Genomic DNA, 26,946 nt, shown 5'->3' with positions numbered 1-26,946 from the left:
AATTTTAACAATAATACTAAACATAGCCTAAAAAATTCGCTAAAAAAGAATAAATAAAAACTTCTGTTATAGAAACAGAAGTTTTAAGTAATTAAAACATATACATATAATTTTGCATATTAATTAATTGTTTTGTGCTATTTGTTTAAGTCTCTCAAATGAGTCTTTATTGCATGAACCTCCAACATAATGTGAACAGTTGTCGCAACTTACGGATGCTAATCTCATGCTCATCATTAATATATCATCTTTGGCTGTATACTCCTTACAATTTGCACCTATTATACCTCTTAACTCACTATATTCCATATCTATGTACTCCTAAACAATAATATTTCTATTATTTGTTTAGGAGTGTTATAATATTCAACTTAAATATCTGCATATCTTTTACTTAAAAGTGTGATTTCCGAATCTATGTTACCTATAACTGCAAGTGACTTGTAATACTCTTCCTCCAAGCCAAAGATAGATACAGGTTCTTCTAGTATAGTTTTTAAGTTAAATTCATTGCTTACTAAATCAATCTTTATAGGTATATTCACACTTTCTATCTCTTGTACAAATCGTTGTTCTATATAAGTATTAATTGTTCCATTAAAGTCAGAATAAAAAACTAAGTCTTTTGTATTACAATATAGAACCTCTTTATTTATATGATCAACACATAGTAGTTTTGCTTGTATTCTGACCTCACCTTCATAAAATAACTTCACCTTAACTTGTTCTTCAGTGTTATTAAGCAATAAAAGATTACCCGATATTTTCTTTAAACTGCAGTTCATACTCTCTATCTTATAAATCTTATCATTATTTAGATTAATGATTTTGCTTATTGAGATAGGTATCTTTAGTATAGCTATTAATACATCTATATCAGCTACTTTGACTAATTTTTCATTGTTATCATTACTCCATTTATCATCTTCAACATCATTAGATTTATATAATTTATATATATTATTTTCAACTGTTTTTGTCTTAAGAACTTCACTACTTATTTGAGGTTTTTTAATGTTTGTAAAATTGTTATAACTGTAATCTTTATATAAACTGCTATATCTCTTATTAAATAGTCTGCCTTCTGTTGAATCAGTAAACTTCTTATGTAAATACACTGTACTTTTATCCTTATGTACTTCATCAAAGTTATCTAATCCATCCTCTTCACTATAATAATGTGCTAATAAAAAGGAAGAAAATATTTTAAATAATAGCTCCTCGTTTATATATTCATTCATAATAACATACCCTAAAAATTGTTATATATTATTATAAGCTAAGAGTGCAAAACTGATACAGTTTTGCACTCAAAGCATTAAGTTATTAGCATTCTACTAATACATACTGTTCTTGAAGAACTTTTATATCTAAGAAAAGTACCATTTTTTCAACTATCTTTGAATATAAAGTACCTTCATATTCAGGAGTACAATTACATTTATCTTCATGTTCTGGCACTGGTTTCTTATCATCTTTATGCTCTTCCCAACCATCATATTCGCAGCCTAATGGAGATGGATCTTTGTACATATCTAATTCTATTATCTTGAATCCATCAAGTTTTATAAATGGTCTGCTATTGTAAGTTGTGCCTTCTTTAAAATCTGATTCACAATAAGCTTTTCCTTTTACTCCGTCACAAGAGCAGTTACAGCTATCGTATTCAGATGCATCACAATAAAGATCAGATTCAGTTAAACTTGTTCTATCTTTATTTACTGGTTTTAATAGGAAGTCGATGTCAGTTATAACATGGAAAGGAACCTTTACAGTATGATGTCTTATATCGCCGTTTATTACTCCCTTATCTTTGCTTACGCAATCTGCAGTAGCATACTCTATATTCTTTTCAATATAACCTTGTAAGAATAGTTTTCCGCATTTGTCGTTTAAGCTTACTACTCTAGCTTGAGTTACAAATAAATTCTTCTTTGTTCTCTTAATTTCATAGTATCTTTCAGCATAAGGAAGACTTATACAAGATTCAATACCTATTTCTACTTCTTTTGCAGCTATAACTACAGGAAGTCTGCTAAAGAATGGTGGTTTTATTCCTTTTACACAACTATTAGAACCATGTGCTTGAACCAAAGTTTCTGATTTTGCACATCCACAATTATATTTATTATTCTCTGCCATATTAATACCTCCATTTGAGTATGAACTTAATATATAATACTAATATTGTCGAAAATATGTGACTGTATTTTAAAAATTTTCTGCTTTTATTTTCCTTTAATTCTATTATATTGTAAATAAAGCCAAATTAATTCAATTTGAACTTACCATCCATTTATATGTATGATATTAATATACATATTTCAATTGGAAACCTCATATTAATCCACCAATTGTGCATTTTCATATATAGAAGCAAAAAAGGCAACTCACTTCTTTCAATGAGTTACCTTATAACATACATAATTCTCTACTTTAAATTATAGACTTCTTTATATTTATCATTTAAGTATTTTATAAAATACTTTGCATTTAATTCTTCACCAGAAATTAATTTAATAAGATCAGCAGGTTTATATACTGCTCCATGTTTATGCACATTTTCTTTAAGCCATTGATGTATCGTATCAAGATTTCCATTTTCAACCTCATCGAAAATTGCTGGACTATCATTAAGCATTTTTTTAAGCATTTGAGCACCATAAAGATTACCTAATGCATAACTAGGAAAATATCCAAAGGAACCGTCAGACCAGTGCATATCTTGAAGTATCCCTTCTGCATCATTCGATGGTTCAACCCCTAGATATTCCTTATACTTTTCATTCCAAATCTTAGGTAAATCCTCCAAGTTAACTTCACCATTGAATATCAGCTTTTCTATTTCATATCTTATAATTACATGAAGACTATAAGTCAATTCATCTGCCTCTGTTCTTATAAGCGAAGGTTCAACTATATTGATAGCCTTATAAAACTCCTCAAAGCTTACATCCTTTAACTGATTAAATCTCTTCTTTGCTTCCGGAAAGAAGTACTTCCAAAATGCTTTGCTTCTTCCTAAAATATTTTCATAAAATCTTGATTGAGATTCATGTATACCCATGGATACTCCAGTTCCTAGGCCTGTTCCCATTAATTCATCAGGAATATCTTGCTCATATAGTGCATGACCCCCCTCATGAATACTACTAAACAAAGCACTTCTAAATTCATTTTCGTGATAATTTGTAGTTATTCTTACATCTTTATTTCCAAAGTTAATAGTAAAAGGATGAACACTTTCATCTAATCTTCCTGCATCAAAATCATATCCCATTTTCCTTAAGACAAATAATCCAAACTCTTCTTGTTCATCTTTAGTAAATTTATTTTTAAAGAATGAATCATCTATGTTTGTTCCACTATTCTTTATTCTATTCAATAAATCCACTATGGCATCTCTTAGTTCTCCAAATACTTCATCAAGTTTCTCTACTGTTATTCCTCTTTCATACTTATCTAGCAAACTATCATATTTGGTTTCAGTATATCCAGCATACTCTAAGAATTCCTTTTGGTACTCTATGACTTTTCCTAGGTATGGCTTAAATATACTGAAATCATTTTTTTCTTTGGCTTCTTCCCACGCAGCTTCTGATTTGGAGCACAATATTACATACTCCTTATATTTATCTTCAGGTATCCTTTTTATTTCATCATATTGTCTTCTAAGCTCTTCTATCATAGCTCTATCTATAACATTTAGCTCATCTAGATGTGGTTTGAAAAACTCTATAAACCCTTTAACTTTCTCTGATGTAGTAAACTTATATCCTTCGCTAGAAAGATATCCTACAACTTCAGCTCTTTGCTCTACAGCTTTTTTAGGCATACCAACTCTCATATCCCAGTACACTAAACCAGTTGCTTGATCTAAAAGTTCCTTTGTCTTAATATATTCCCTTACCTCTTTAAGCTTCTCATTTAAATTCACAATACACGCCCCCTTCAAATTTATATATATTTATATATTTATGTAATACCCCTTAGTCTTCATACATTTTTCTTGGGTCTTCTGCTCTTATTTCACTTACTTCCTCATCAAAAGTCAATATTGATTCAGTTTCTCTGCAATATTTAACACAAATACATTGTCCTAAATTTCTTGGGCATTCTCTGCACAAACAGTTCTTATCTTCACCATCACAATTACCATTCTTGAAATCCGGACAATAACTGCAATTAAATTTTGTTCCTATAGGCATAATTAACCTCCATACTAATTTTATATAGCATATTATACCACTTTAATATTTAATAGTCATATGCACATAAAAATCTCGTTGAAGCACTCTTCTTTAGTGAACATAAGATTAAAAACAGCACAAAATACTATTGATACTACGCCTATAACGGCAATTGCTCAGGCAATATTTAAAGATTGTATATTTCTACTATCCTCACGTTTGTTTGTAAAAAAAATAAGAAATTAATAGAATTGTTAAACAATCTTATCAATTTCCCACCTAAAATATAATTTAAAAATTTATACTGTAAGCTCTTCATTTTCCTCTACTACAAGAGCTGCTTTTTTACTTATTAGTTTATATATTATATATTCTAATATTATAAATATCGGCGTAGCTACCATAAAAGCTATATTAAATATATACTTGCCTTTCTCAATGGAAGTATCCTTTTGAAAAAGAGCCAATACTGCTGATATGGTAAATGCTATAAAATAGCAAACCATAGTTCCAAAGATTACATACCAAAATACTCTAGCACCTTCATAATAGTATAGATCTTTACTACCTTTTATGCTTATGCTTTTATATCCTATATAGGACAAAATAGTGAATATAACTGTAAAAGCTAAAGTAACTACTATATAAAGAACTTGAGCTCCTATATCTAAACTTTCAATCCTATAACCATATACATAACTATAAATTAATTTGTCTATAGTACTATAATTTATAAAGTTTAAAAAATCAGCAAGCCAACTTAATTTATCACTTATAAACATACTAGTTATACCAAAAACAGCTATAACTGTTTCAATAAAAAAAAGTGGACTTAACATAGCCAATACCTTTTCTTCAAAGAACATATTTGTAAGTAATATTACACTATTGATCATTAACAACATTGAAAAGTATATGAAGAAGAATAAGATAACTTGTCCTAATGTTAATTTTCCATATAATGAAAACAATCTACTTCCAACAACAAACAATATTAGTTTTACTATAAATAAAGTGAATATAGCTATAAAGCTAGATATAGTAAAAAATGCACTTTTATTTAAATACTTTTTAGATATTTCTTCTCCTTCTTTAAAAGAAAAGTATTCTTTTTTGTCTTTCAAATATATCGATATCAATATACCACAAATCAAATATATAATAATTGATTTTAAAATTCCCAGCGACAAAAAGCTATTTATAAGCTCTTCGCCAGTTAGCCAATCCACAGGTTCTGGAGGTTTTCTAACATAAGATATCATCTGATGTGTATTAGTTAAAAAGAATAAGCTCAAGAATATAATACCTGCTACTACACTTATCCCTTTCCATTCTTCCTTAAATAATTTCTTTATACTACCCGTTATAACTCCCTCCTTAAAATTATTCTTTTATTTATATTCCACAATATTATGGTCTTAAAACCATTACTGTGAAAACTTTTACTAGCAACTTAAAAAAATTTTAAAATTTATTTTTTTAATCTGTAACACTTTTATTGTTAACACATATAATAATCCTATAAAGAAGATTCTTCAGATTCTATATATAACATTTTATGAATCTGAGTAAGTTTTAATACATCCCTATAATTATAATATTGAAATTACCGCTCCCATCTATTAATAAAAAATCGCTAATGTGCTTTCATTGGCGGTTTTTTTGCATTAAAAATTTTATAATTTACTATACGGTAAAAAAACAGGTGTAATTTAATATCACCTGTTTTTTATTTAAAGAAATAACTTAAAAACTATTAAAAATATAACTCCTGGTATTCCAAAAAAACCTGCAATCAATGCAGTTATGACATTTATACCTATAGTGAAATGAAAAAATTGTTGTCCTACGTAGTTAGTTATTAGAAGCAAAATAACTCCTAATACCCCGTTTATCAATAACTTCATCAGTATTTTTAATGGCCACGAAAAAAATTTAACTAAAATAACCAATAAAATTAAACCTATGGCACCAAATATTAATGCATCCATACTCCCAACCCCTTAATTTATATACATAAACTTAAATTAGTATAAATCCTTATAAGTATACTTATTTACATACTCTTAAATTTAATGTTGTATCTGCTTTTATACCAAATTTTTTAGCCTCACTTATAAGAAACTCATATCGTGTTCTAGCTGCTTGTTCAGAGAATATAGCAACTTCTATAAGCTTAGGGTCATTGACATAATTAAATACTTCCCAAGCCCATTCCAACTCTAATCTAGCATCTTCAATCTGACGTAACAAATCATTTTTTTCCTTTGAAGAGTCAACCTTACTTTTAACATACTCTAATATAAAATTTTTATTCATATACTCCTCCAAATATGCTTGTATTTTATCTAAATTATTTACATATTATGGATTATATATTCATACACTTATTCTTTTACTGAAACTTTTATTAGAATATTTTTATTTATATTTGTATCTTTTTAATCTATTTGAGGTTATTATTATAGTTTTAGCACAGTGATATTATTCCATATTTTACAACTTTACATAAATTTACACAACTTAATTTTACCTTAAGATTTACTTCTTGCTACAGATATTAAGAAGCTAATAAACTGACTTTTAATCCTACCCTTTTATTTTTCTTATTTTGGATTTTATATAGCCTATGTTAGAAACATTAGATTTAAAATAAAATACAGTAAGTTATTTGCACTTTAATACACCTTATTTAATATAATAACTTTAAGCTAGACACCAATATAAGAATAATTTATATATCTTTATTTATCGATTAATAATAGATGTAAAATTAATGTGCATTATTCTTGTATCACTAGGAAAATCTAATTAGTAAATAGCTTAAGATAAAGAAGGTGTTTTACTAGTAATGATAAAAAATCGTATTTCTATAGTTTCTTTTTCTTTAATTATATTTGTTAACCTTATGTTAGGCTGTGAAAATGGAATTAAAGATGCTAAAGATACTCAACAAAAAAGTTTTTCAAAAGAAGCGATTACAGACTCCACTGAAAGTAGTTCGAATAAAAATGATATTCATGTTAATGATAAAAATCTAAACCAAGTAGAGTCTAATAAAGAAAATTCAATCAACAATGTTGATATGAATGAATTAAAATCCGAATTAGAGAGAATATATAATGAACGCTCAACAGCTCTTGTATCTGGTGATATAGCATCTTTAAACGCACTTTTTGATACCTCGCAAAAATATGGCCAACTGGCATTAGAACATGAAATTAAACGTGTAAAATATCTCAACGATTGGTCCAGTGAAAGAAATATAACATTTGGTACAATAGGATCTTCTGTGTCAATAAAGAAGGTGTACCCCCAAGATAATATACTAAAAGTGTATTTGCATGAATCATATAAATTTGACTATGTTTATGATAAAGATATTAACTCTCCAATTGATTCTTTTAGGATTGGAATAAGACATACTACAAGCTTGATTAAAAAGAATGAAAAGTGGGTTATTTATAGTGATCGATACACTGACTGCTTTGAGGATGCCTTACATAGATACACTAATGTAGTTGCTAAACTGCCAGAAAAGCCATCATCTGTTCATAATACAAATAATAATTATCAGACAGTAAATTATTGCAAAGTTTTTTATGATAGACAAAAAGCTGTATATTATGCTGATAAATATTGTGGCGCCGCTTTTGAAACCAATAATGATTTAAAATACAATGAAAAGTATAATGACTATAACGGCAGAGGTGGAGACTGTACTAATTATATATCTCAAGTATTAGCAGATAAAGAAGGGGGAGGCATGCCTTTGGGAGGCATTTGGACTCCTAGTAGCAAAACTTGGGTTAATGCAAATAGTTTAAAAAACTACTTAATAAATAGCGGTAAGGGGACTGTGATTAATGTTGGCACCTTTAAGGAATTAACCAAGCCTTCAAAAACTTCTGCTAAAGGTATAATTGGCAACTTGCAAATTGGAGATTTAATCGCATATGAGAAAGGTCCAAACAATATAGATCACTTTGCAGTTATAACAGGCTTTGACTCTCATGGTTATCCATTAGTAAATTCCCATACGACAGATAGGTATCATGTCCCTTGGGATTTAGGATGGGGGGATGCTAAAATCAGATTTTTTCTTATACATATAAACGGATAAGACATTTTTTTACATATCTTATCCGTTATATATTACTACTCTTATAATCGCTAATAATTATATGATTTATAGAATGCAAGACATAAACATGAAATTTAAACGTAATTAATATTATTTTTTTAATTCTTCTATTGTCTTTAATAACATCTCTATATTTTTAGTATTCTCAGCTTGTTGCTTAATTAACATATCAATCTTATAATGCAAATCTTCTACTATAATTTCAGATTTTAAATTAATAAGATAATCGTTAGCAGCTGTTAGTCTATCTTTTTCTGATTGACGATTTTGTGACATCATTATTATGGGAGCCTGTATTGCAGCGAGACATGATAATACAAGATTTAAAAACACAAATGGATATGGATCAAATGCTTTATTGCTCAAAACAACTACATTCCCTATGATCCAAATTAATATCACCAAACCAAAACTTATTATAAATGCCCAGCTGCCACCAAATGCTGCTACCTTATCTGCAACTCTTTGACCCAATGTTGAATTTTCATCATTTGTTTCATTTATATTTTTTGATATTTTTCCACTAATAAGTTCATGCAGCAGTTCTTCATTAATATTACTACCTTTTAAATCCTTATCATTTTCTAATATCTGCCTTACTAAATCTTCCTTACTATAATATAACTTTTCCTTATCATTCATAACTGATCTCTCCTACTCACATTTTCTATTTTATCTTACATATTTTACAGCTTTTTTACCCCTTTACTCCCACTTATTATCATTCACTTTAATCATCTCCAAAAAACTTACTAAATAAAACATTCTCTATACTTCCGAACAATTTATATGCCATAACAACCTTTATAGGTTCTACTTTTCCATAGAAGTGCTTCTATTGCCATAGTACTCTTCGATTTTATGCCGTCTTATTTTCATTAGTCTTGATCATTAAAATAACTTAATAACTATGTTATAATAACAATTAATTTATTGTCAGTACACTATTCAATCAAAAAATTTACACTATATTAACAGTATCAATATCAGTAGAAATGAGTTTAAAGAAAGGACTTTTTAAATGAAAAACAAAAAAATTAAACACAGTAAGTTTAAAAGCATAATATTATTAAGAAGCTTATATTCCATTGCTATAATACTAATTATTATTAGTGGATTTATTTATTTTAAATATTGGCCTACCATTTCATCTTTATATGACGATGCAACTACAAAGGTTAATAACTGTACGATAAATACCTTTGATACGAATAAATCCAGAGATGTAAAGACTTTAAATAATAAAGATCCTTTATATCTTGAATCCACACTTATTCCACAAGATGTAAAAAATGCTTTTATCGCTATTGAAGATAAAGATTTTTATAATCATGGAGGCGTAAGCATAAAAGCTATTTTTAGGTCAATATATTCAATATTCACAAATGATTGGAGAGTAACACAAGGGGGAAGCACTATTACTCAACAATTAGCAAGAAATGTTTTTTTGAACTTTGATAAAAATTATCAAAGAAAAGTCGAAGAAATGTTTATAGCCATTAAGTTAGAACAAAAATTTACAAAAGATCAAATATTGGAGTTTTATATTAATGATATTTACTTTAGCAATAATGCTTATGGTATAAATACTGCTGCAAAAAAATTTTTTAATAAAGATTGTAGAAAATTAGACCTTTCACAAATATGTTTTTTAGTTGCAATTCCTAACGATCCTGAGTATTTTGATCCAATAAAACACCTAGACAACACCTTACAACGAAGAAATTTAGTTCTAGAAAAAATGAAAGAGCATGGCTATATTACCAATGAACAATATCAAACTGCCATTAATTATAAAATAGTTTTAAAACCTGGTAACTAATTACATATTTAATTGAAAATTAACACCATACATAAAAAATCATGGTTCAAACTGTAGACAATTCTGAGAACCATGATTTTTGATAAAATTTTATTTTCTTTATAATATTTATTGGTGAAAAAACTATTTCGTCATAATAATATAGAATAGATTATATTTCTTTTCTTCCTTCCAATGCCTTTGAAAGAGTAACTTCATCAGCATACTCTAGGTCTCCACCTACCGGAATACCTGCTGCTATCCTTGTAACTTTAATATCTAGAGGCTTTAATATTTTAGATATATACATTGCTGTCGCCTCTCCCTCTATAGTAGGATTTGTCGCAACAATTACTTCTTTTATGTCTCCTGTCATTCTAGACACTAGTTCTCTTATTCTTATATCCTGAGGACCTCTTCCTTGCATCGGCGATATATTACCATGAAGTACATGGTATACTCCATTAAATTCTTTCACCTTTTCCATGGTCATAATATCTTTAGGTTGTTCTACAACGCAAATCATATTCTTTTCTCTATTTGGGTTAGAACATATAGCACAAGGATCCTTATCTGTATAATTTCCACAGACAGAGCAGTATTTTATAGTTCCTCTGGCCTTTACAAGTGCCTTTGCAAATTCTTCTACCTCATCTTTAGGTAAGTTAAGTATATGTAATGTTAATCTTTGCGCAGTTTTATGTCCTATACTTGGTAACTTTGCAAATTCTTCAATGAGTTTCTCTATGGCAACTGGGTAAAAATCCATTTTCTTTCCTCCTCTAATATTTTAGGCATACAGGGGACTGTATCCCTTGTATGCCTAAATAAGCTTTATTATATCTTTCGTAAACTTATCTACTAAAATAATCCTGGCATATTTAATCCACCAGTTAGTTTACCCATCTTATTAGCAGTTTCATCTTCTGCTTTTCTTAAAGCTTCATTTACTGCTGATAATACTAAATCTTCAAGCATTTCAGCATCATCTGGATCAATAACTTCAGGTTTTATATTTATGCTCTTTATTTCTTTCTTCCCGTTAACTTTTACAACAACTGCTCCGCCGCCTACTGAAGCTTCGAATTCTTTGTTTTCAAGTTCTTTTTGCATATCTTCCATATCTTTTTGAAGCTTTTGTGCTTGCTTCATAAGATTATTCATATTTCCTCCGCCGAAGCCTCCTGGAAATCCACCTTTTGCCATTTGATATTCCTCCTCACATTTAGTCTGTATATATTATATAGTATTTTTTTATTCAATACTATATCCTCATAGTTAATATTATGTGTAAAATCTCTAATTGTTTATAGGTATATAAATTAATTTTTATTTATATTTCTTTGCATACTCAAATATTATCAATTATATTATTCATCTAATATCTCAAGAATGTCTTCTCCTAATATATCAACTAATATCTCCTCTGTGTCTTTAGTTTCTTCCTCACCTTTGTTAACCTTATATATAACTCTCACTTTATCCTTTAATATCTCAGAAAACACATCGTCTACAGTACTTCTTACTTCCATTTTTTCCAATCTAACTTTATTAAATGCATACTGCTCTTCATATTCTATAGTTATAACACCATTGCTTACATCAACTGGTTTTCCTGTTAGTAATGAAGCATACATTACCATAGCCCTTCTTGCTTTGAAGCCTTCCATAATATCCTTCCATGCTCGCTTTACATCATCTATTGTAACTGATGAATGTTCATTATGATTAGAAGAACCTTCACTATGATGCACTTCTTGCTGCACTTTAGACGGGCTTAATTTACTTCTCTCTGAGGATACTCCTTGGCTCTTTTCATTGTTTGCTACACCGCTGGAAGCAGGTGCCGCCACTTTTATCTTTCCACTCTTTATTATTTCTTCAAGCTTATTTATTCTTGATAACAACACTTCTTTTGAAGTATCATATTCTATTTTACATAATTTAATTGAAGCTAACTCCAAATATATTCTCGCCTGCTTACTTTGTTTAGAACTTTCCTCAGCTTCTTGAAGTATTCTTATTGCTCTCATTACCTCTTCTACTCTCATCCTTGAAGCCTGCTGCTTAAGAAAACTAATATTCTCCACAGACATATCCAATACTTCTTCTGGGGTGTTTGTGACTTTTACCATAAGCAGATTTCTATAATGAGATATTAGATCTTTTATAAATAAGTGTACATCCTTACCAGAGAAGACTATTTCCTCTATTATATTCATAGTTTTTTCAATATTTCTCTCAACTACAGCATCAGTTATATTGAATAAGTACTCATTAGTTACAAGTCCTAGCATTGATACAAGCCCTTCATATGCAATCTTACCGTTTCCCATTGAAATTGCCTGGTCTAATATACTAAGTGAATCTCTAAGTGCTCCATCTGAAACTCTTGATATTAAATCTAAACTCTTATCATCAGCATAAACACCTTGTTCTTTCACTATTCGTCTTAAATGCCCTGCTATATCATCCTTACCTATTCTTTTAAAGTCAAATCTCTGACATCTTGATAAAATAGTTATAGGTAGCTTCTGAGGATCAGTAGTAGCCAAAATAAATATAACATTTTTAGGGGGCTCTTCAAGAGTCTTAAGAAATGCATTTACTGCACCTTGAGAAAGCATATGAACCTCATCCATTATATAAACTTTGAATCTAGCTTCCTGTGGAGGATACTGAACATCATCTATTATATCTCTGATCTTATCTACACCATTATTGGACGCTGCATCTAACTCTGTTATATCTATAGCAAGACCATTATTGATCTTATTACACATCTCACATTGATTACAAGGTTCTCCATCATGTAAATCCAAGCAATTTAAAGCCTTAGCAAACACCTTTGCACTTGAGGTCTTACCAGTACCCCTAGTTCCACAAAATAGATATGCATGTGCTATTCTATTATTTATTATTTGATTTCTTAAAGTTGTTGTTATATGTTCCTGACCTACAACATCTTCAAATTTCTTAGGTCTCCATTCTCTATATAAAGCTGTATATGCCAAGGTTAACCACCTCACTATCATTCCTAAATCCTACTTAATATTATACATCAATGATAGAGATTAAACCAACCATTGTTTATTTCCTATTTAGGAATATATAAATTGAACTTTAAAAGTCTTTTCGCTATTAATAACACATGCGCTTTTCATATTACTTATATTTATCTAAAATATTTTTCACTCTTTCTAGAATTATATCCTTAACATGACTTGGCTCTAGTATTTCAACCTTATCCCCAAAGCTTAATAGCATGCTATAAACCCACTCATCTTCTGGATAACTAACCTCAACCAGTATATCTCCATCTTCTTGAAAACTCATTTCTTCCATCTCAAAATAATCATCCAATCTATTCATACATGAAGGATGAAATTTTAGTTTCAAGTGAATATAATTACTTCCCTTTTCAGTAAGCAGACTATGATTTTCAATATCCTTAGGTATAAAGACATTTTCAGTTCTTTCTAACTTATCTATTCTTGTAAGCTTAAATAACCTAAAATCTCCTCTCAATTTACAAAATCCATAAACATACCAAGTATTAACCTTTAGTATTAGGGTATGGGGTTCAATCTCTCTTTCTGTTCCTTTACCATTTAGATCTACATAGTAAAACTTTATGGTACACTTTATATCTATCGCATCTCTTATTAGTGATACTTTTCTTTTGATTCTTTTTGAGTTTCCCCAATGAGAAAAATCCATTATAAGATTCTTATCTATATTAACGTTGTCATTAGCCTTAACTGCTTTTAATTTTTCAGCCATGCCTTTCACCACAGGATCATCATAGACATTTTCTAACCCCTTAAGCAACTTCAGTAGCAAGTCATATTCTTTTTCCGTCACAAAATTATTATCTATCTTGTAGCCTTCTAGTATTTCATATCCACCCTCATACCCTTTATATGAAACTATTGGTATACCTGCAATATTTATTGCATCTATATCTCTTTGAACAGTCCTTACTGATACCTCAAAAAACTCTGCTAATTCTTTAGCCGTAACTCTTTTTTTATTTATAAGCATCATAATTATTGTAATTAATCTATCAATCTTCAAATCTTTATCTCCTTTATTAATTAGCTACTATATTTTTATTACTTTAAACCTTGGCACCATTAAACATATCCTTAAGTTTATATATTTAGTAATAAGTATGTATACGGTAAAAGCTTAAATTAAAAACCTATACATTTTGTGATAGTTCCATATTATAGCATAATTTACGATTTTTAAAGTGTGTACTAAAAGAGTAAAATATGTATGAAGATGAAACACTTTAATCGTAGACTCAAAATAAAAACTTCGATGATTCTATGAATTTTTATTTTAATATATTCAAATACGAAGTGATACATCCATATATAAGAAACTTGTATTTATAATCTTAAATATCCTATAAGCATAACTATAAAACTTATATTTTAATATTACTTATCACTAAATCACAGGAGGAGAATATGAGCATTTATGATAAAAAATATCTTTCTATTGTAGAAGATATTTTGGAAAATGGTTATTTTGATACTAATAGAACTGGTGTAAGAACATATAAACTTCCTCACCAAATAATGCAATTTGATTTACAAAAAGAATTTCCTATCCTAACAACAAAATTTGTAGCTTTTAAAACTGCAGTTAAAGAATTATTGTGGATATTCAAAGATGGATCTAATGATGTAAGAAAGCTTCAAGAAGAAAATGTTCATATATGGGATGAATGGATGATGGATGACGGAACTATCGGTACTTCATATGGTTGGATTGTAAAAAAATTTGATCAGATAGATAATCTTATCGAAACCTTAAAAACCAATCCTCAAGATAGGAGAATGATGATAAATTTATGGCAAATTCCATATTTAAATGGTGGACCGCTTCATCCATGCTGTTTCTTAACCATGTGGGATGTTACTGATGGGAGACTTAACTGCATGCTAGTACAAAGGAGTGGAGATATGGGACTTGGAGTTCCTTTTAACTCCAGTCAATATGCTGTATTGGTACACCTTATAGCTCAAGTTACAAATCTAAAACCTGGTTTATTCACACATGTTATAAATAACGCTCACATATATGAAAATCACGTTAATGGATTAAAAGAACAGCTTTTGAGAAAAGATTGTTCTTATGATGCACCTAAACTTTGGATAAATCCTGAAATTAATAACTTTTATGATTTCACAGCAGATGACATTAAATTAATAGATTATAAACATCATTCAAAAATAAACATGGAGGTGGCAATTTAATGCTTTCTATAATAGCAGCTATATCAGAAAATGGAGTAATAGGAAATAACAACGACCTAATCTGGCATCTTCCCGCAGATCTTAAAAGATTTAAAAAAATAACCTCTGGACATACAGTTATTTTAGGACGAAAGACTTTCCAATCGCTTCCAGGTGTTCTCCCAAATAGATATCATGTTATTATAACAAAAGATAAAAACTTCTTTATTGAAGACGAAAATGTAGAAGTGGTTAATTCACTTGATGAAATTATTACTAGATTCTCTAACATTGAGGATGAGGTTTTCATAATTGGTGGAGGAGAAATATATTCGCAACTTCTTCCTTACACAAGTAAACTCTATATAACAAGAGTAAAAAAACACTTCGATGGAGATACCACTTTTCCAAAAATAGATTATTCTGACTGGGACATTATAGAACAAGAAATCGGTGTTGAGGATGAAAGAAATACAATACCTTACGAATTTATTTCTTTAATAAGAAAGATACGCTAGGCTATTCTACTAGTAAAAACATAGCTGTATCGATATAAGATTATTTATATTGATACAGCTATGTTTGTTTTCACCAATAGATAATTTAATTTTCAACTTTGATTATATAATTGTTCAGCTTTATCCCAGTTAACTACATTCCACCAAGCATCTATATAATCTGCTCTTTTATTTTGATATTTTAAGTAATAAGCATGTTCCCATACGTCTAAAGCTATAATTGGCTTAAGCCCTAAAGGTATTGGCGTATCTTGATTTGGAGTAGAAACTATAGACAACTTTCCATTATTGTCCTTCAATAACCATGCCCATCCTGAACCAAACCTATCCAGGGCAGCTTGCTTAAATTCCTTCTTAAAGTTAATAAAGGAACCAAAATCTCTGTCTATTGCTTTCATTACATTTCCTTTTGGATTACCACCTTTATTAGGAGCCATTATATCCCAAAAAAACGTATGATTATAATGACCTCCACCATTATTTTTTACACTAGCTCTAATATCACTTGGTAAGGTATCAATAGAAGACAATAATTCCTCTAAAGACTTGCCATATAACTCTGGATACTTATCTAGTGCCTTATTAAGATTATCTACATAAGCCTGATGATGTTTATCATGATGTAATCTCATAGTCTGCTCATCTATATATGGTTCAAGTGCCTTATAATCATATTTTAGTGGTGGTACTTCAAACTTTTTCATGTTTTGCTCAAATGCACTAACGCTAATAGAAAAAATCATTACAATTAGTAAAGTTATAGATATAATTTTTTTCACAAAAACACCTCCTGTTTATGAGAGTAGTATTCTCTTACAAGAGGTGTTTTATTATTCAAATATATTATATTTTCTACGCACCTGCTTTCCCGAACATATGTTAGGAAAATTCGGCAAGTAATCAACCTTTATTTTATATTATGGCAGTTTAATTGTTTTCAATAGCATTACCTAGCTGAGCCAAAAGCTTTATAGCTTCTTCAGTATTACTTCTTCTTAGCTCAACCTCAACTAACTTCGTTAATGCATACTTTCTACCATCATCTATGCTATTTTTATCTAGTATGCTTAAGAAGTTCAAAGAAGTATCCTTTATCTTTTCTATATCTTCTATAGATTCATATATATTAATCAAATCCTTATATGTCTCAAAAAGAATGGAATAATTACTATATTCTTCAGCCATATTCATAGCTAATTCCATTATCATCATACTTTCATCTACAAGTCCTTGCTTGAAAAACACCTTACCTTTTATATTTAATACATAAGGAAGAGTTTTCTTATCTGTCCTATTTTTTATTTTTTGAGCTAAATTTATATATTTTATACTCTCTTGTAATTCACCACTCTCGTAATAATACTCACCTAGATTACTATACAGCATAGCTAGCAAGTATTGCTCTCCTTCTGAAAGTTCTTGTATTATTAAAAAGTAATCATCTACAGCTTCTTTTCTTTTACCTAGTTTATAGAATGAATTTGCTTTCAAAACTCTTGAATCTATCTTCAAACCACGTTCAATATTGTCATTAAACACAATATACTTGTCCAAAATTTCTATACTCTCATTATATTTCTGCATATCGAAATATGTGAGAGCAAGGTTGTAGCTAGCGTCAACAAAGCAGGCTTCATCACCTAGATCTTTGGCATAATACATAGCTTGATTAAAATAAAATATAGCATCATCATATTCATTTCTTTTTAGTTTACAAACACCCATTTGCTTATATACATATGTTTGTAACTCTTTTAATTTTAACTCTTTAAGTTTTCCTAATGAATTTGAATAATTTATAAATGCCTTTGAATAATCAACCTCTTCTAAATACTTATCTGCATCCTTTTTATAGATTTCTGCCGTTATATCGTCTAAATTAAATTCAGTGGATATGAACAATAATTCTTCAAATTGACCATGTCTATTATTATCTTTCATTAATTCGTTACTACAATAGACCCTTGCATCTTCATGGGGCTCCCTAGAAAAATAGTCATCATCTAATTTTAGCTCTAAACCTACTTCTCTTCCCTTGTCATTAAACTTTTCAGCTAATATCTTTGAACTTGACTTACTTACTCTTCTTTTACCGCTTTCCATCATACTTATGAATGCTCTAGTCATATTACTATCTTCTAATTCTGATTGATTCATATGAAATCTCTTTCTCATAAGCCTTATCTTTGCACCAGGATCGTAGAAATTCAAATTAATCACCTCGTATATCTTAAATAAATAATTATATTTACTATTCTTCTGTAACAGCTTTTCTTCTTCTATTTACAATCCAATATCCAATTAAAACTACAACTGCAACTACAACTATATAATCTGCAATATGTAACCATGAACGAATCTTAGTCCAATTTTCACCCATCATATATCCCGCATAGCCTAAAATTATGCTCCATATTAAAGATCCAACAAAAGTATAAAATACAAACTTCTTAAAATTCATTTTACTTATTCCTGCTGGTAGAGATATAAAAGTTCTTATTATAGGCAAAAGTCTCGAAAAAAATGCTATCTTTTCCCCATATTTATTAAAATAATTATCGCTCATTTCTAAATGAGATTTTGATAACCTTAACTTCTCTGCATATTTTTCAACTAAAGGTCTTCCCCCTTTAGCTCCAATATAATAAATACATACTGATCCAAAAGTTCCACCTAAAGTTCCAATTATTATAACTAAGATAAGGTTTAGCTTATTGCCAGTATAGGCACTTGAAGCTAGGTATCCTCCAAAAGGCAATATAGCTTCACTTGGTATAGGAATACATGCACTTTCTAACGCCATTAATGAAAAAACACCAAAGTACCCAAGTTTACCCAAAACATATATAGCCCAACTTACTATGAATTCTATCATCTATTATCTCCTTATACTTAAATTTAACAAATATTCTAGAAATATTATGCCACAAACTTTAGCTTTAATCAAAGAATATGGGATGATTATGTGTAAAATTTATTATTGATGTACCACTTCGTACTAAAACTTATTATTTTGGATCGAAGTGGTACAGCCTTATTAAATATTCCTATATACAATTATTGACCTATGTATGACATAAAATTCTTAAATCCTTAGCTTTTCAAATAAATCTAACTTAATTATTCTCTAAAGAACTCTTTAATTGTTGTTTACAAAATTGATAAAAAGGCATAATATAAAAGTGAGTAATCACTCATTTTTAAAGGAGGGTATAATGGTTAAAGAAAATAAGGAACAAATAATTTTAGAAGCTGCAATAAAGATTTTTTCTGAAAAAGGTTTTAGTGCAGCTACAACTAGTGAAATAGCTAAAAGCGCAGGAGTCGCTGAAGGCACTATATTTAGATACTTTAAAACAAAAAAAGAATTATTAACCGGTGCTATGGTAAAACTTATTGAGGTTTTTAGCGAAATGTTTATAACCTCGAGAATCAATAAGATTCTTAAAGATCATGAAGGAATGGATCCAAAAATCACATTAAAAGCCATTGCTAAGGATAGATTAGATATAATAGATAAGCATTGGGACTTAATTAAAGTAGTCATCACAGAATTGCAGTTTCATGAAGATTTAAGAAATTCATTTCTAGTGGATATGGCTTCAAAAGGAAAACTGCTATTAGAAGACTTTATAAAATCCGGTATAGCTAGAGGCGTATTTAGAGATATTAATCCTACAATAGCAGCGAGAGCATTAGTAGGCACTCTTAGTATTTACATTATTCAAAGACAACTAATTCCTAGCCTTGTAAATATGAATGATGATGAACAAATTGATCTCATTATAGATTTGTTCTTAAACGGCTTAAACAAAAAATAGGAGGATTGTAAAATGATTAAAAAAATTTTTTCTTTTATCTTATTATTAACAACATTAAGTCTAGCAGGTTGTAGCACAAATAAAACTTCCAACAACAATATTTATACAGGTACTGTAGAATCAGAAAACTTTAATATATCTTCAGAAGTAACCGGAAAGGTAAATGAAATCAACATATCAGATGGCTCTCCAGTAAAGTCTGGTGATAAAGTCATTCAAGTAGATTCAAAATCTTATGAACTCCAAAAACAGCAAGCTGAAGCAGCACTAAGGATTGCTAAAGCCAAACAATCAGATATACCTGACACCGCAAAAACTTCTATCAAAGAAGAAGCACAAGGTGCAATAGATCAAGCTCAAGCATCCGTTGATTTAGCAAAACTGCAAATTGAAAAAACATCTATAACATCTTCTATTGATGGCAATGTAACTGAAATATTAGTTCATAAGGGTGACTTGGTTACTCCTGGCATGAATGTAGCAAAAGTCACTGATTTAAAAAATAAATATATAAAAATATATATAGAAGAATCTAAGAGAAGTAAGGTAAAGTTAAATAGCTCCTTAACTATAAAATTTAATGATAAAACAGAAAAAGGTAAGATAACTTATATATCAGATCAATCTGAATTCACTCCAAAAAATGTTGAGACTAAAGATGATAAAGAAAAAACATTATTCGAAGTAAAACTAAAACTTGATGATAGCAGTACAGCTACTCCAGGACTTATGGCAGATGTTATTCTAGAATAGAGGTGATATATATGAATGCTATTGAAGTTAATGGTCTAACTAAAAAATTTGGAAACTATATTGCCGTTGATAATATAAGCTTTAATGTACCAGAAGGAAAGATATTTGGATTTTTAGGACCAAATGGTTCTGGCAAATCCACTACAATAAGAATGCTTTGCGGAGTACTGACTCCTACTGATGGATCTGCTCGAATACTAAATTATGATGTTGCCAAAAATGTTGCAAAAGTAAAACAAAATATAGGATATATGTCTCAAAAATTCAGTTTATATGAAGATCTAACAGTTAATGAAAATCTAGATTTTTACGCAGGTATCTACGGGCTTACAAGTAAACAGAGAAATGAGCGAAAAAAAGGTATAATTTCTATGGCTGGTTTGACTGGAAGAGAAAATGTACTAACTAGAAACTTATCAGGTGGTTGGAAACAAAGGCTTGCTTTAGGATGTGCTTTAATTCATAAACCTAAAATACTAATCTTAGATGAACCTACTGCTGGAGTTGATCCAGTATCTAGACGAATATTCTGGCAAATGATATTTACACTAGCTAAGCAGGGTATAACAATACTAGTTACTACTCACTACATGGATGAAGCTCAAAGCTGTGATAATATAGCATTTATATTCAATAGTAAACTCATAGCTTTAGGTACTCCTGAAGAACTTATAAAACAAGAAAACGCCTCTAACCTAGAAGATGTTTTTATCAAATACGTAGAGAAATCAACTAATCAAAAAGTTCAATCATCTTTCGAAGATTTAAAATTTTTAATCGGTGAAGAGAGGTCTTAGCTATGAATATGCAGAGATTTTTATCAATAGTAAAAAAGGAGTTCATACAAATAAAAAGAGATAAAGCAAGCTTTGCTATAGCAATAATGATGCCTCTTATGATGATATTATTATTCGGCTATGCTGTAGTTACTCAACTAGAGGATATCTCTATGCTTGTACTCGACCAAAGTAATACTGCAGAAAGCAGAGAACTAATAAAAAGCTTCGAGAACACTTCTTACTTTAAAGTGATAGGAAAGGCTCAAAATATAGATATTATCGATGATTCTATTAATAATGGTACCGCACATTCAGCTCTAATAATACCTCCGGATTACGCAGATAAAATTGCTAAGCACGAGAAGCCTACTGTTCAATTTATTGTAGATGGATCTGATCCAACCACAGCAAGAACAGCTTTTAGCAGTGGTGTAATGGCAGCTCAAAGTCAAAGTTCTAAGTTGATAGAAAAGGTAACCTCTAAAACACTTGTTACTAACAATATTTCTGGCATAGATATTAGTACTAAAGTCCTTTTTAATCCAACCTTGAGAAACCAAAACTATACCATCCCTGGACTTATAGGACTTATAATGCAGAATATAACTATAATTCTAACTGCTTTTGCTTTAGTTAGAGAAAAAGAAAGAGGTACCATAGAGCAACTTATAGTTTCTCCTTTGAAGTCTCCTGAAATAATCTTAGGAAAACTTGTTCCCTATATAGTTATTGGATTTGCAGACTTTATATATGCTTTAATCCTAGGTATATACTGGTTTAACGTACCTGTTGCAGGAAGCATTCCACTATTAATATTCTTAGGTTTCGGCTTTGTTATCTGTGCTCTAGCAATAGGAATATTGATATCCACTATAGCCAAGACCCAACTTCAAGCTATGCAAATGGCTTTCCTTGCGCTTCTTCCAAGCGTCCTACTATCTGGGTTTGTATTTCCAAGAGAGGCTATGCCTAAGGTAATACAGTATATAGGCAATGTTATTCCATTAACTTATTTCCTAAATATAATAAGAGGTATTGTACTGAAAGGTTTGACCATAAACTATTTAGTCCAAGATGTAACCTTATTATTTATACTTGGTTTAGTTCTTTTAACACTTAGTATAGTACGATTTAGAAAAAAACTAGATTAGATTATTTCTTAAGTCTGTTCGCATAATTACACGCAGATGTAATTGATGTATAAATTTCTAAAGAATAAAAAAGCTTACTGAAGCGACTTTCTTCAGTGAGCTTTTTTAACGCATCTGCCTTTCCGAATGTATATGAGGAAAATTTGGCAGGCGAATAAGTTTTATTTTTTTACTGTATCGCCATAAAAACTTCTGAAAGCGTTGAAATATATAGGTTTAATCCGAATAGAAGTTTTATATCTTTCTTTAAAGTAAAAAAAGCCTTTCAGCATATAAATGCTGAAAGGCTTTTACATTCAGATTAAAAGTCGTGCACCTCATGTCGACAATAATCTATGAGCGTTACCCATGCAGTTAGCTCAGGCCAGGCTGCTCCACGGCACACGACAGGAACCGCTTATCGCTGCTTCCTTCCGGACCTGACGAGGTTCACGGGCTGCCGTTGCGTGGGACCCAGCCATCAACACCACTTACATGGGGCAGGCCTCACAGATTAAGGCCTCGATGAGGAATTAAACCCTGCTGTAGCGGATTGCAGGTACAGGGCACCGCTAACTCCCCGTCTAGCACGACTATGGCGGACAGAGGGGGATTCGAACCCCCGGTAGAGTTTCCCCTACACACGCTTTCCAGGCGTGCTCCTTCAACCACTCGGACATCTCTCCATACTATTGATGTAATCTGAATATATATTATTTAGTTGTCACGATTTTTATTATATCTGTTTATATAAAATTCGTCAACAGACAAATTTTATCCTCTATTAGTATAGGTTGCTTAAAAATGAGGCATGTAGATAATGCCCCATTATATTCTAATAAAATATTCCCTTTTTTCTTCTCACTATTGCAGTTATCATGATTATACCGAAAACCACACCTAAACCACTGACTACTTGAGCAGTTCTTAAACCATAAGCCATATAAAGACTATCTGTTCTTAATCCTTCTATAAAAAATCTTCCTATAGAGTATAAAATCATATAGCTACCAAGTACTATGCCTTTATGGTTGTTATTTCTCTTGTAAAGTATAAATAATAAAATCAAGCAAACCAATACATTCCATAAAGATTCATATAAAAAGGTTGGATGATAATAGGTCCCGTCTATAAGCATACCTTTTTGTATAAATGCAGGAAACTTACTTATAAATTCCTTAGTAACCGGTCCCCCGTGTGCTTCACTATTAAAGAAATTACCCCATCTTCCTATGGCTTGAGCTAATATTATTGAAGGTGCAGCAATATCTGCAAATTCAAAAAAATCAAGCTTCTTTACCTTGGTATATATAAATGCAGTAACTAGAGCAAAAATTACCCCTCCGTGAATCGCAAGACCACCTTGCCTAATATTTATTATCTGATTTAAATTATTTTTATAGTAATCAAATTCAAATACTACATAGTATAATCTTGCTCCTATAATAGCCATCGGGAATGCTATGATAAAAATATCCATAAGTTTATCGAAGTCTGTTCCTTTTAGTCTGCAGGTGAAATAAGCTAATGTTAAAGCCGCAAGAACTCCAAATGAAATTAAAAGACCATACCATCTGATATCAAGTCCAAATATATTAAATGCAACTGGATTCATTATAACCCCTCCTCTTTAAAATACATAGCCAAAGTTTATATTAATTTTATCATAAAAACAATAAAACTGTTAACTATTATTTTGAGAACTAATTTATATCTTTTAGGGTGTCTACAAGCTTATCTGCTTTTAATAAATCCTTAACTGTAATATTGTAATATCCATTTGATGAACCAAAAAATACATATGTTGATTCGATTTTATCTGAAGACTCAATAGGAAAAAACAATCTATCATAAGTTATAGAATATATAAAACCTTTCTTGGATCTGTATGATTGTGGTCGGTTATATATAAACTCTAAAGACTCTGAGCTATTTTTTATAAAACTTTCTTTTTCACTATTACTTATATCAGATTGAGCATTTCTGATCGTAAATCTCTTATTTGTTAATGTTAATATCTCGTTATACCGCTTGTCCTGCTTAGATATGGTTATTGATTTTTGCATTTTATGAACTACTATTTCATCTGGTCTAGGTATCGCAGGATAAAGACTTATAGATATTAAACATATAATAAATAGACAAAAAACTATCCATACAAACTTTATTTTTCTCATCTTAACCTCATCGTATTTCCGCTTATAATAATTAATTTATTCTATTACTTTAATATCGTAATTAAGTCACTGAGATTAACATCTATTTATATATTTACTTTTAATTTTGATATATATATTGATTAGAAGGTTTTTTAGTCACTTCAATACTCTCAGATTTAATAATAGGTACTTCAATAAGTTTATTACCTTCATAAACTGTAGTACTACTTAATGTACCTTTAATCCGAACCCATTGTCCATCATATGTTTTATCAAATTGAGATATAATCTTTATGCCAATTATTTGAGAATCTGCTGCACAGCAACTCATTACACTTCTAGCTATTATAAACTCATTTTTATTCATGCTACTATTCTTATATACAAGTCCTTCTGTTAAAACCTTACGACCTTTAAACTTATCCATATTCTTTTCTATATCCTCTAAATAACAATAATAATTCTCACCAATTAACTCTATCACACCATCAGGAATCTTATCAAAATGATGATGATTATCTCCAGTTACATCCCAATAACTCCTTGTCGAAAGCTTTATTCCCTTTAAATTTATACCCTCAGTTCCCATGTCCTTATTAGTAGCTAATCCTATTGCGAGAATGGCAGCTATAAATATAAAATAATCCTTTCTTATTCCCCCTCTATCAGGTACAGTAAATATCTTAAAAAATTGTATGAAAGCTATAACTAGAAGTACTCCTATGGCGAAAATCAAGTATTTATTCATTTTAGGATGCACAAAATTAGCTATACTCGATGTTTTTAAAAGATACATTAACAGTAGAGAGCTAAGAACCAAAATTAAAAACCATATAAGTTCATTGATATTAAATTTTTTCATAGCTTCACCCCCTAATATATTAAACAGGCAGCTATAAAACAAAGTGAAAATATGCAAAATAGCAGCTTAAATACAAAACTTTTCTTAAATGTTGAAAACAGCATTACTGTATTTTTTAAATCTATCATTGGGCCAAGAATCAAAAATGACATAACTGCACCTAGGCTAAAGCTACCTAAAAATGTACTTGCAACAAAGGCATCAGCTTCTGAGCATAGTGATGATAAAAATGCAAAAAGCATCATTACAATTATTGATATAGGGATATTTTGTCCTACCATAGTTAGCTTGTCCCTTGGAATGAGTACTTGGCATAATGCAGCTAATGCTGCACCAATTATGAAGTACTTTCCTATATCGTATAATTCCTTGGATGAATGGTTCAAAATAGTTAACAATTTCGATTTATTACTTTGATATCCACTACATCCACAATTGCATTTATCTTCTACAAAGACCCCTCTTTCAGATAGAACATTTGAATCTCCATTTAATATATCTATTATATATCCAACTGTAATTGCTATTATGAGCCCAAATCCAGCTCTATAAAGTAATACTTTTATACTTCCATTAAAGGCATAATAAGTAGACATCAAAACAACAGGATTTATTATAGGAGTTGCAAGCATATATGTTACAGCAACATTTAGAGGCACTCCTTTCTTTATTAATCCTCTCCCAATTGGTACCGTCGCACATTCACATACCGGAAAAATCATTCCTACCAAAGCAGCTATTATTCCACCTAATATTTTATTCTTAGGTATAACTTTTTTTATAAGCTGCTCATCTAAGAATGTTTGGATAAAGGCAGATACTAGTGCACCAATTATTATGAATGGCAATGCCTCTAAAAATATGCTAGCAAAAATAAGTGAAAAATATTGAACTATTCCAATAACATTATTCATTTTAATCCTCTTTAAATAAATTTTTTAATTATAGCACAATTTCTTACATCTTCATCAAGATTGATGGAACTATGACATCTTAATATATGTGCATGAAGGTTAATATCTTTTAATGTTTGTTCCATTTCTTCCGCTTTCTTTAGCCCTACAGAATCACAATTATTTAATACTATTAAATCAGCAGCTCTAAGATTTGGAAGGATCATAGATGGCATATTCTTTAAAAACATATTCATTGTGACGCAATCAACTACTGTAATTATTCCTGTAACTTTTATTCTTTTTCTTAAATTATCCGAATTTAAGAAGATTAGAAACTCATCTAGATTACAGACTCCATTGCATTCAATTACAATCCTTTTAGGATCATGAAAGTTTATATTATTTAAAAAACTTTTATAATCTAAATCTTGATTGTTTTTATACTTCCTTAGTACAAGCTTTTTCTTGTTTAAGAATTGTTCAGACAGCTGAGCTCTGCCATTCTCACATTGTATTATTAGTGTTTCAGACCCTTCTTTCTTTGATATATCTATAAATGACTGGAGAAACGACGTTTTTCCAGCACTCAAAAAACCAGTAATAAGTTCTACTTCAATTTTCTTTAGCATTATTCCCTCCTAGAG

At 29.9% G+C, this 26,946-nt stretch carries 29 protein-coding genes, 1 tRNA gene and 1 other RNA gene; 8 read left to right on the top strand and 23 right to left on the bottom strand.

The genetic code is table 11. The features are described 5' to 3' along the window. Positions 1 to 123: 123 nt before the first annotated feature. The 8 genes from bsdtw1_RS22380 to bsdtw1_RS22345 form a co-directional block, all read right to left on the bottom strand. Positions 124 to 309, bottom strand: coding sequence for a hypothetical protein (locus tag bsdtw1_RS22380; protein ID WP_183279672.1), 186 nt, complete (start codon positions 307 to 309; stop codon positions 124 to 126). Positions 310 to 371: 62 nt separating this feature from the next. Next, a complete protein-coding gene (locus bsdtw1_RS22375; RefSeq protein WP_183279671.1) occupies positions 372 to 1,241 on the bottom strand; it encodes a hypothetical protein in 870 nt (289 codons plus the stop codon). Between the two features lie 85 nt (positions 1,242 to 1,326). After that, on the bottom strand, positions 1,327 to 2,142 hold the full coding sequence (locus bsdtw1_RS22370; protein ID WP_183279670.1) for a CsxC family protein: 816 nt from the start codon (positions 2,140 to 2,142) through the stop codon (positions 1,327 to 1,329). A gap of 289 nt (positions 2,143 to 2,431) precedes the next feature. Beyond that, entirely contained in the window at positions 2,432 to 3,937 is a 1,506-nt protein-coding gene (locus bsdtw1_RS22365) for a carboxypeptidase M32 (protein ID WP_183279669.1), read from the bottom strand. 52 nt (positions 3,938 to 3,989) lie between these two features. Continuing rightward, complete coding sequence (locus bsdtw1_RS22360) at positions 3,990 to 4,208, bottom strand: hypothetical protein (RefSeq protein WP_183279668.1); 219 nt, start codon at positions 4,206 to 4,208, stop codon at positions 3,990 to 3,992. Between the two features lie 281 nt (positions 4,209 to 4,489). Then, positions 4,490 to 5,485 (bottom strand): hypothetical protein, encoded by a 996-nt coding sequence (locus bsdtw1_RS22355; RefSeq protein WP_183279667.1) that lies wholly within the window; start codon positions 5,483 to 5,485, stop codon positions 4,490 to 4,492. A 438-nt stretch (positions 5,486 to 5,923) separates the two neighbouring features. After that, positions 5,924 to 6,181, bottom strand: coding sequence for a pro-sigmaK processing inhibitor BofA family protein (locus tag bsdtw1_RS22350; RefSeq protein WP_183279666.1), 258 nt, complete (start codon positions 6,179 to 6,181; stop codon positions 5,924 to 5,926). Between the two features lie 61 nt (positions 6,182 to 6,242). Beyond that, positions 6,243 to 6,509, bottom strand: coding sequence for a DUF2508 family protein (locus tag bsdtw1_RS22345; protein WP_183279665.1), 267 nt, complete (start codon positions 6,507 to 6,509; stop codon positions 6,243 to 6,245). A gap of 532 nt (positions 6,510 to 7,041) precedes the next feature. Between bsdtw1_RS22345 and bsdtw1_RS22340 the strand changes: the two genes are divergently transcribed. Then, a complete protein-coding gene (locus bsdtw1_RS22340; RefSeq protein WP_183279664.1) occupies positions 7,042 to 8,313 on the top strand; it encodes an amidase domain-containing protein in 1,272 nt (423 codons plus the stop codon). 111 nt (positions 8,314 to 8,424) lie between these two features. On the opposite strand, the gene bsdtw1_RS22335 is transcribed toward bsdtw1_RS22340, so the two are convergent. Beyond that, complete coding sequence (locus bsdtw1_RS22335; RefSeq protein WP_183279663.1) at positions 8,425 to 8,976, bottom strand: DUF1003 domain-containing protein; 552 nt, start codon at positions 8,974 to 8,976, stop codon at positions 8,425 to 8,427. A gap of 379 nt (positions 8,977 to 9,355) precedes the next feature. Between bsdtw1_RS22335 and bsdtw1_RS22330 the strand changes: the two genes are divergently transcribed. After that, positions 9,356 to 10,156 carry a transglycosylase domain-containing protein gene (locus bsdtw1_RS22330; RefSeq protein WP_183279662.1) on the top strand — a complete coding sequence of 267 codons (801 nt, stop codon included), beginning with the start codon at positions 9,356 to 9,358 and terminating at the stop codon, positions 10,154 to 10,156. Positions 10,157 to 10,307: 151 nt separating this feature from the next. On the opposite strand, the gene recR is transcribed toward bsdtw1_RS22330, so the two are convergent. From recR to bsdtw1_RS22310, 4 genes are all read right to left on the bottom strand, one after another. Beyond that, positions 10,308 to 10,904: a recombination mediator RecR gene (recR, locus tag bsdtw1_RS22325; RefSeq protein WP_183279661.1), complete on the bottom strand. Its 597-nt coding sequence runs from the start codon at positions 10,902 to 10,904 to the stop codon at positions 10,308 to 10,310. A gap of 92 nt (positions 10,905 to 10,996) precedes the next feature. After that, on the bottom strand, positions 10,997 to 11,341 hold the full coding sequence (locus bsdtw1_RS22320; protein ID WP_183279660.1) for a YbaB/EbfC family nucleoid-associated protein: 345 nt from the start codon (positions 11,339 to 11,341) through the stop codon (positions 10,997 to 10,999). A 164-nt stretch (positions 11,342 to 11,505) separates the two neighbouring features. Beyond that, the gene (gene dnaX / locus bsdtw1_RS22315) at positions 11,506 to 13,149 is read right to left on the bottom strand and encodes a DNA polymerase III subunit gamma/tau (RefSeq protein WP_183279659.1); all 1,644 of its coding nucleotides are present in this window, start codon (positions 13,147 to 13,149) and stop codon (positions 11,506 to 11,508) included. 151 nt (positions 13,150 to 13,300) lie between these two features. Continuing rightward, a complete protein-coding gene (locus tag bsdtw1_RS22310; protein ID WP_183279658.1) occupies positions 13,301 to 14,212 on the bottom strand; it encodes a helix-turn-helix transcriptional regulator in 912 nt (303 codons plus the stop codon). 401 nt (positions 14,213 to 14,613) lie between these two features. On the opposite strand from bsdtw1_RS22310, the gene bsdtw1_RS22305 reads away from it, so the two are divergent. Both bsdtw1_RS22305 and bsdtw1_RS22300 read left to right on the top strand, forming a co-directional pair. Further along, on the top strand, positions 14,614 to 15,405 hold the full coding sequence (locus bsdtw1_RS22305) for a thymidylate synthase (protein WP_183279657.1): 792 nt from the start codon (positions 14,614 to 14,616) through the stop codon (positions 15,403 to 15,405). Further along, positions 15,405 to 15,902, top strand: a complete 498-nt coding sequence (locus bsdtw1_RS22300; RefSeq protein ID WP_183279656.1) for a dihydrofolate reductase — start codon at positions 15,405 to 15,407, stop codon at positions 15,900 to 15,902. The genes bsdtw1_RS22305 and bsdtw1_RS22300 overlap by 1 nt, the downstream gene beginning before the upstream one ends. 92 nt (positions 15,903 to 15,994) lie before the next feature. On the opposite strand, the gene bsdtw1_RS22295 is transcribed toward bsdtw1_RS22300, so the two are convergent. The 3 genes from bsdtw1_RS22295 to bsdtw1_RS22285 all read right to left on the bottom strand — a co-directional run bounded on the left by bsdtw1_RS22295 (position 15,995) and on the right by bsdtw1_RS22285 (position 18,777). Continuing rightward, positions 15,995 to 16,645 (bottom strand): superoxide dismutase, encoded by a 651-nt coding sequence (locus bsdtw1_RS22295; RefSeq protein ID WP_371874765.1) that lies wholly within the window; start codon positions 16,643 to 16,645, stop codon positions 15,995 to 15,997. A gap of 184 nt (positions 16,646 to 16,829) precedes the next feature. Beyond that, positions 16,830 to 18,113: a helix-turn-helix domain-containing protein gene (locus bsdtw1_RS22290; protein WP_183279655.1), complete on the bottom strand. Its 1,284-nt coding sequence runs from the start codon at positions 18,111 to 18,113 to the stop codon at positions 16,830 to 16,832. Between the two features lie 40 nt (positions 18,114 to 18,153). Then, positions 18,154 to 18,777, bottom strand: a complete 624-nt coding sequence (locus bsdtw1_RS22285) for a DedA family protein (RefSeq protein ID WP_183279654.1) — start codon at positions 18,775 to 18,777, stop codon at positions 18,154 to 18,156. A gap of 340 nt (positions 18,778 to 19,117) precedes the next feature. On the opposite strand from bsdtw1_RS22285, the gene bsdtw1_RS22280 reads away from it, so the two are divergent. From bsdtw1_RS22280 to bsdtw1_RS22265, 4 genes are read left to right on the top strand one after another with little or no spacing between them, the layout of a single operon-like run. Beyond that, positions 19,118 to 19,723: a TetR/AcrR family transcriptional regulator gene (locus tag bsdtw1_RS22280; RefSeq protein WP_183279653.1), complete on the top strand. Its 606-nt coding sequence runs from the start codon at positions 19,118 to 19,120 to the stop codon at positions 19,721 to 19,723. A gap of 12 nt (positions 19,724 to 19,735) precedes the next feature. After that, positions 19,736 to 20,476 (top strand): HlyD family secretion protein, encoded by a 741-nt coding sequence (locus bsdtw1_RS22275; RefSeq protein ID WP_183279652.1) that lies wholly within the window; start codon positions 19,736 to 19,738, stop codon positions 20,474 to 20,476. Between the two features lie 11 nt (positions 20,477 to 20,487). Then, positions 20,488 to 21,273, top strand: coding sequence for an ABC transporter ATP-binding protein (locus bsdtw1_RS22270; protein ID WP_183279651.1), 786 nt, complete (start codon positions 20,488 to 20,490; stop codon positions 21,271 to 21,273). A 2-nt stretch (positions 21,274 to 21,275) separates the two neighbouring features. Beyond that, entirely contained in the window at positions 21,276 to 22,406 is a 1,131-nt protein-coding gene (locus bsdtw1_RS22265) for an ABC transporter permease (protein ID WP_183279650.1), read from the top strand. Between the two features lie 308 nt (positions 22,407 to 22,714). Here bsdtw1_RS22265 and ffs read toward each other — a convergent pair. The 7 genes from ffs to bsdtw1_RS22230 form a co-directional block, all read right to left on the bottom strand. After that, positions 22,715 to 22,978: signal recognition particle sRNA large type (gene ffs / locus bsdtw1_RS22260), an RNA gene on the bottom strand. 3 nt (positions 22,979 to 22,981) lie between these two features. Further along, positions 22,982 to 23,071: transfer RNA gene (locus bsdtw1_RS22255), tRNA-Ser, on the bottom strand. Between the two features lie 149 nt (positions 23,072 to 23,220). Continuing rightward, positions 23,221 to 24,000 carry a prolipoprotein diacylglyceryl transferase gene (gene lgt, locus bsdtw1_RS22250; protein WP_183279649.1) on the bottom strand — a complete coding sequence of 260 codons (780 nt, stop codon included), beginning with the start codon at positions 23,998 to 24,000 and terminating at the stop codon, positions 23,221 to 23,223. 88 nt (positions 24,001 to 24,088) lie between these two features. Beyond that, positions 24,089 to 24,562 (bottom strand): hypothetical protein, encoded by a 474-nt coding sequence (locus bsdtw1_RS22245; RefSeq protein WP_183279648.1) that lies wholly within the window; start codon positions 24,560 to 24,562, stop codon positions 24,089 to 24,091. Between the two features lie 100 nt (positions 24,563 to 24,662). Further along, entirely contained in the window at positions 24,663 to 25,406 is a 744-nt protein-coding gene (locus bsdtw1_RS22240) for a TIGR03943 family putative permease subunit (protein WP_183279647.1), read from the bottom strand. Between the two features lie 11 nt (positions 25,407 to 25,417). Next, entirely contained in the window at positions 25,418 to 26,320 is a 903-nt protein-coding gene (locus tag bsdtw1_RS22235) for a permease (protein WP_244638208.1), read from the bottom strand. A gap of 11 nt (positions 26,321 to 26,331) precedes the next feature. After that, on the bottom strand, positions 26,332 to 26,931 hold the full coding sequence (locus bsdtw1_RS22230; RefSeq protein ID WP_183279646.1) for a GTP-binding protein: 600 nt from the start codon (positions 26,929 to 26,931) through the stop codon (positions 26,332 to 26,334). Positions 26,932 to 26,946: the final 15 nt, after the last annotated feature.

The organism is Clostridium fungisolvens (assembly GCF_014193895.1).
Lineage (GTDB): Bacteria > Bacillota > Clostridia > Clostridiales > Clostridiaceae > Clostridium_AR > Clostridium_AR fungisolvens.
This window is presented reverse-complemented; position numbering and strand designations above follow the sequence as displayed.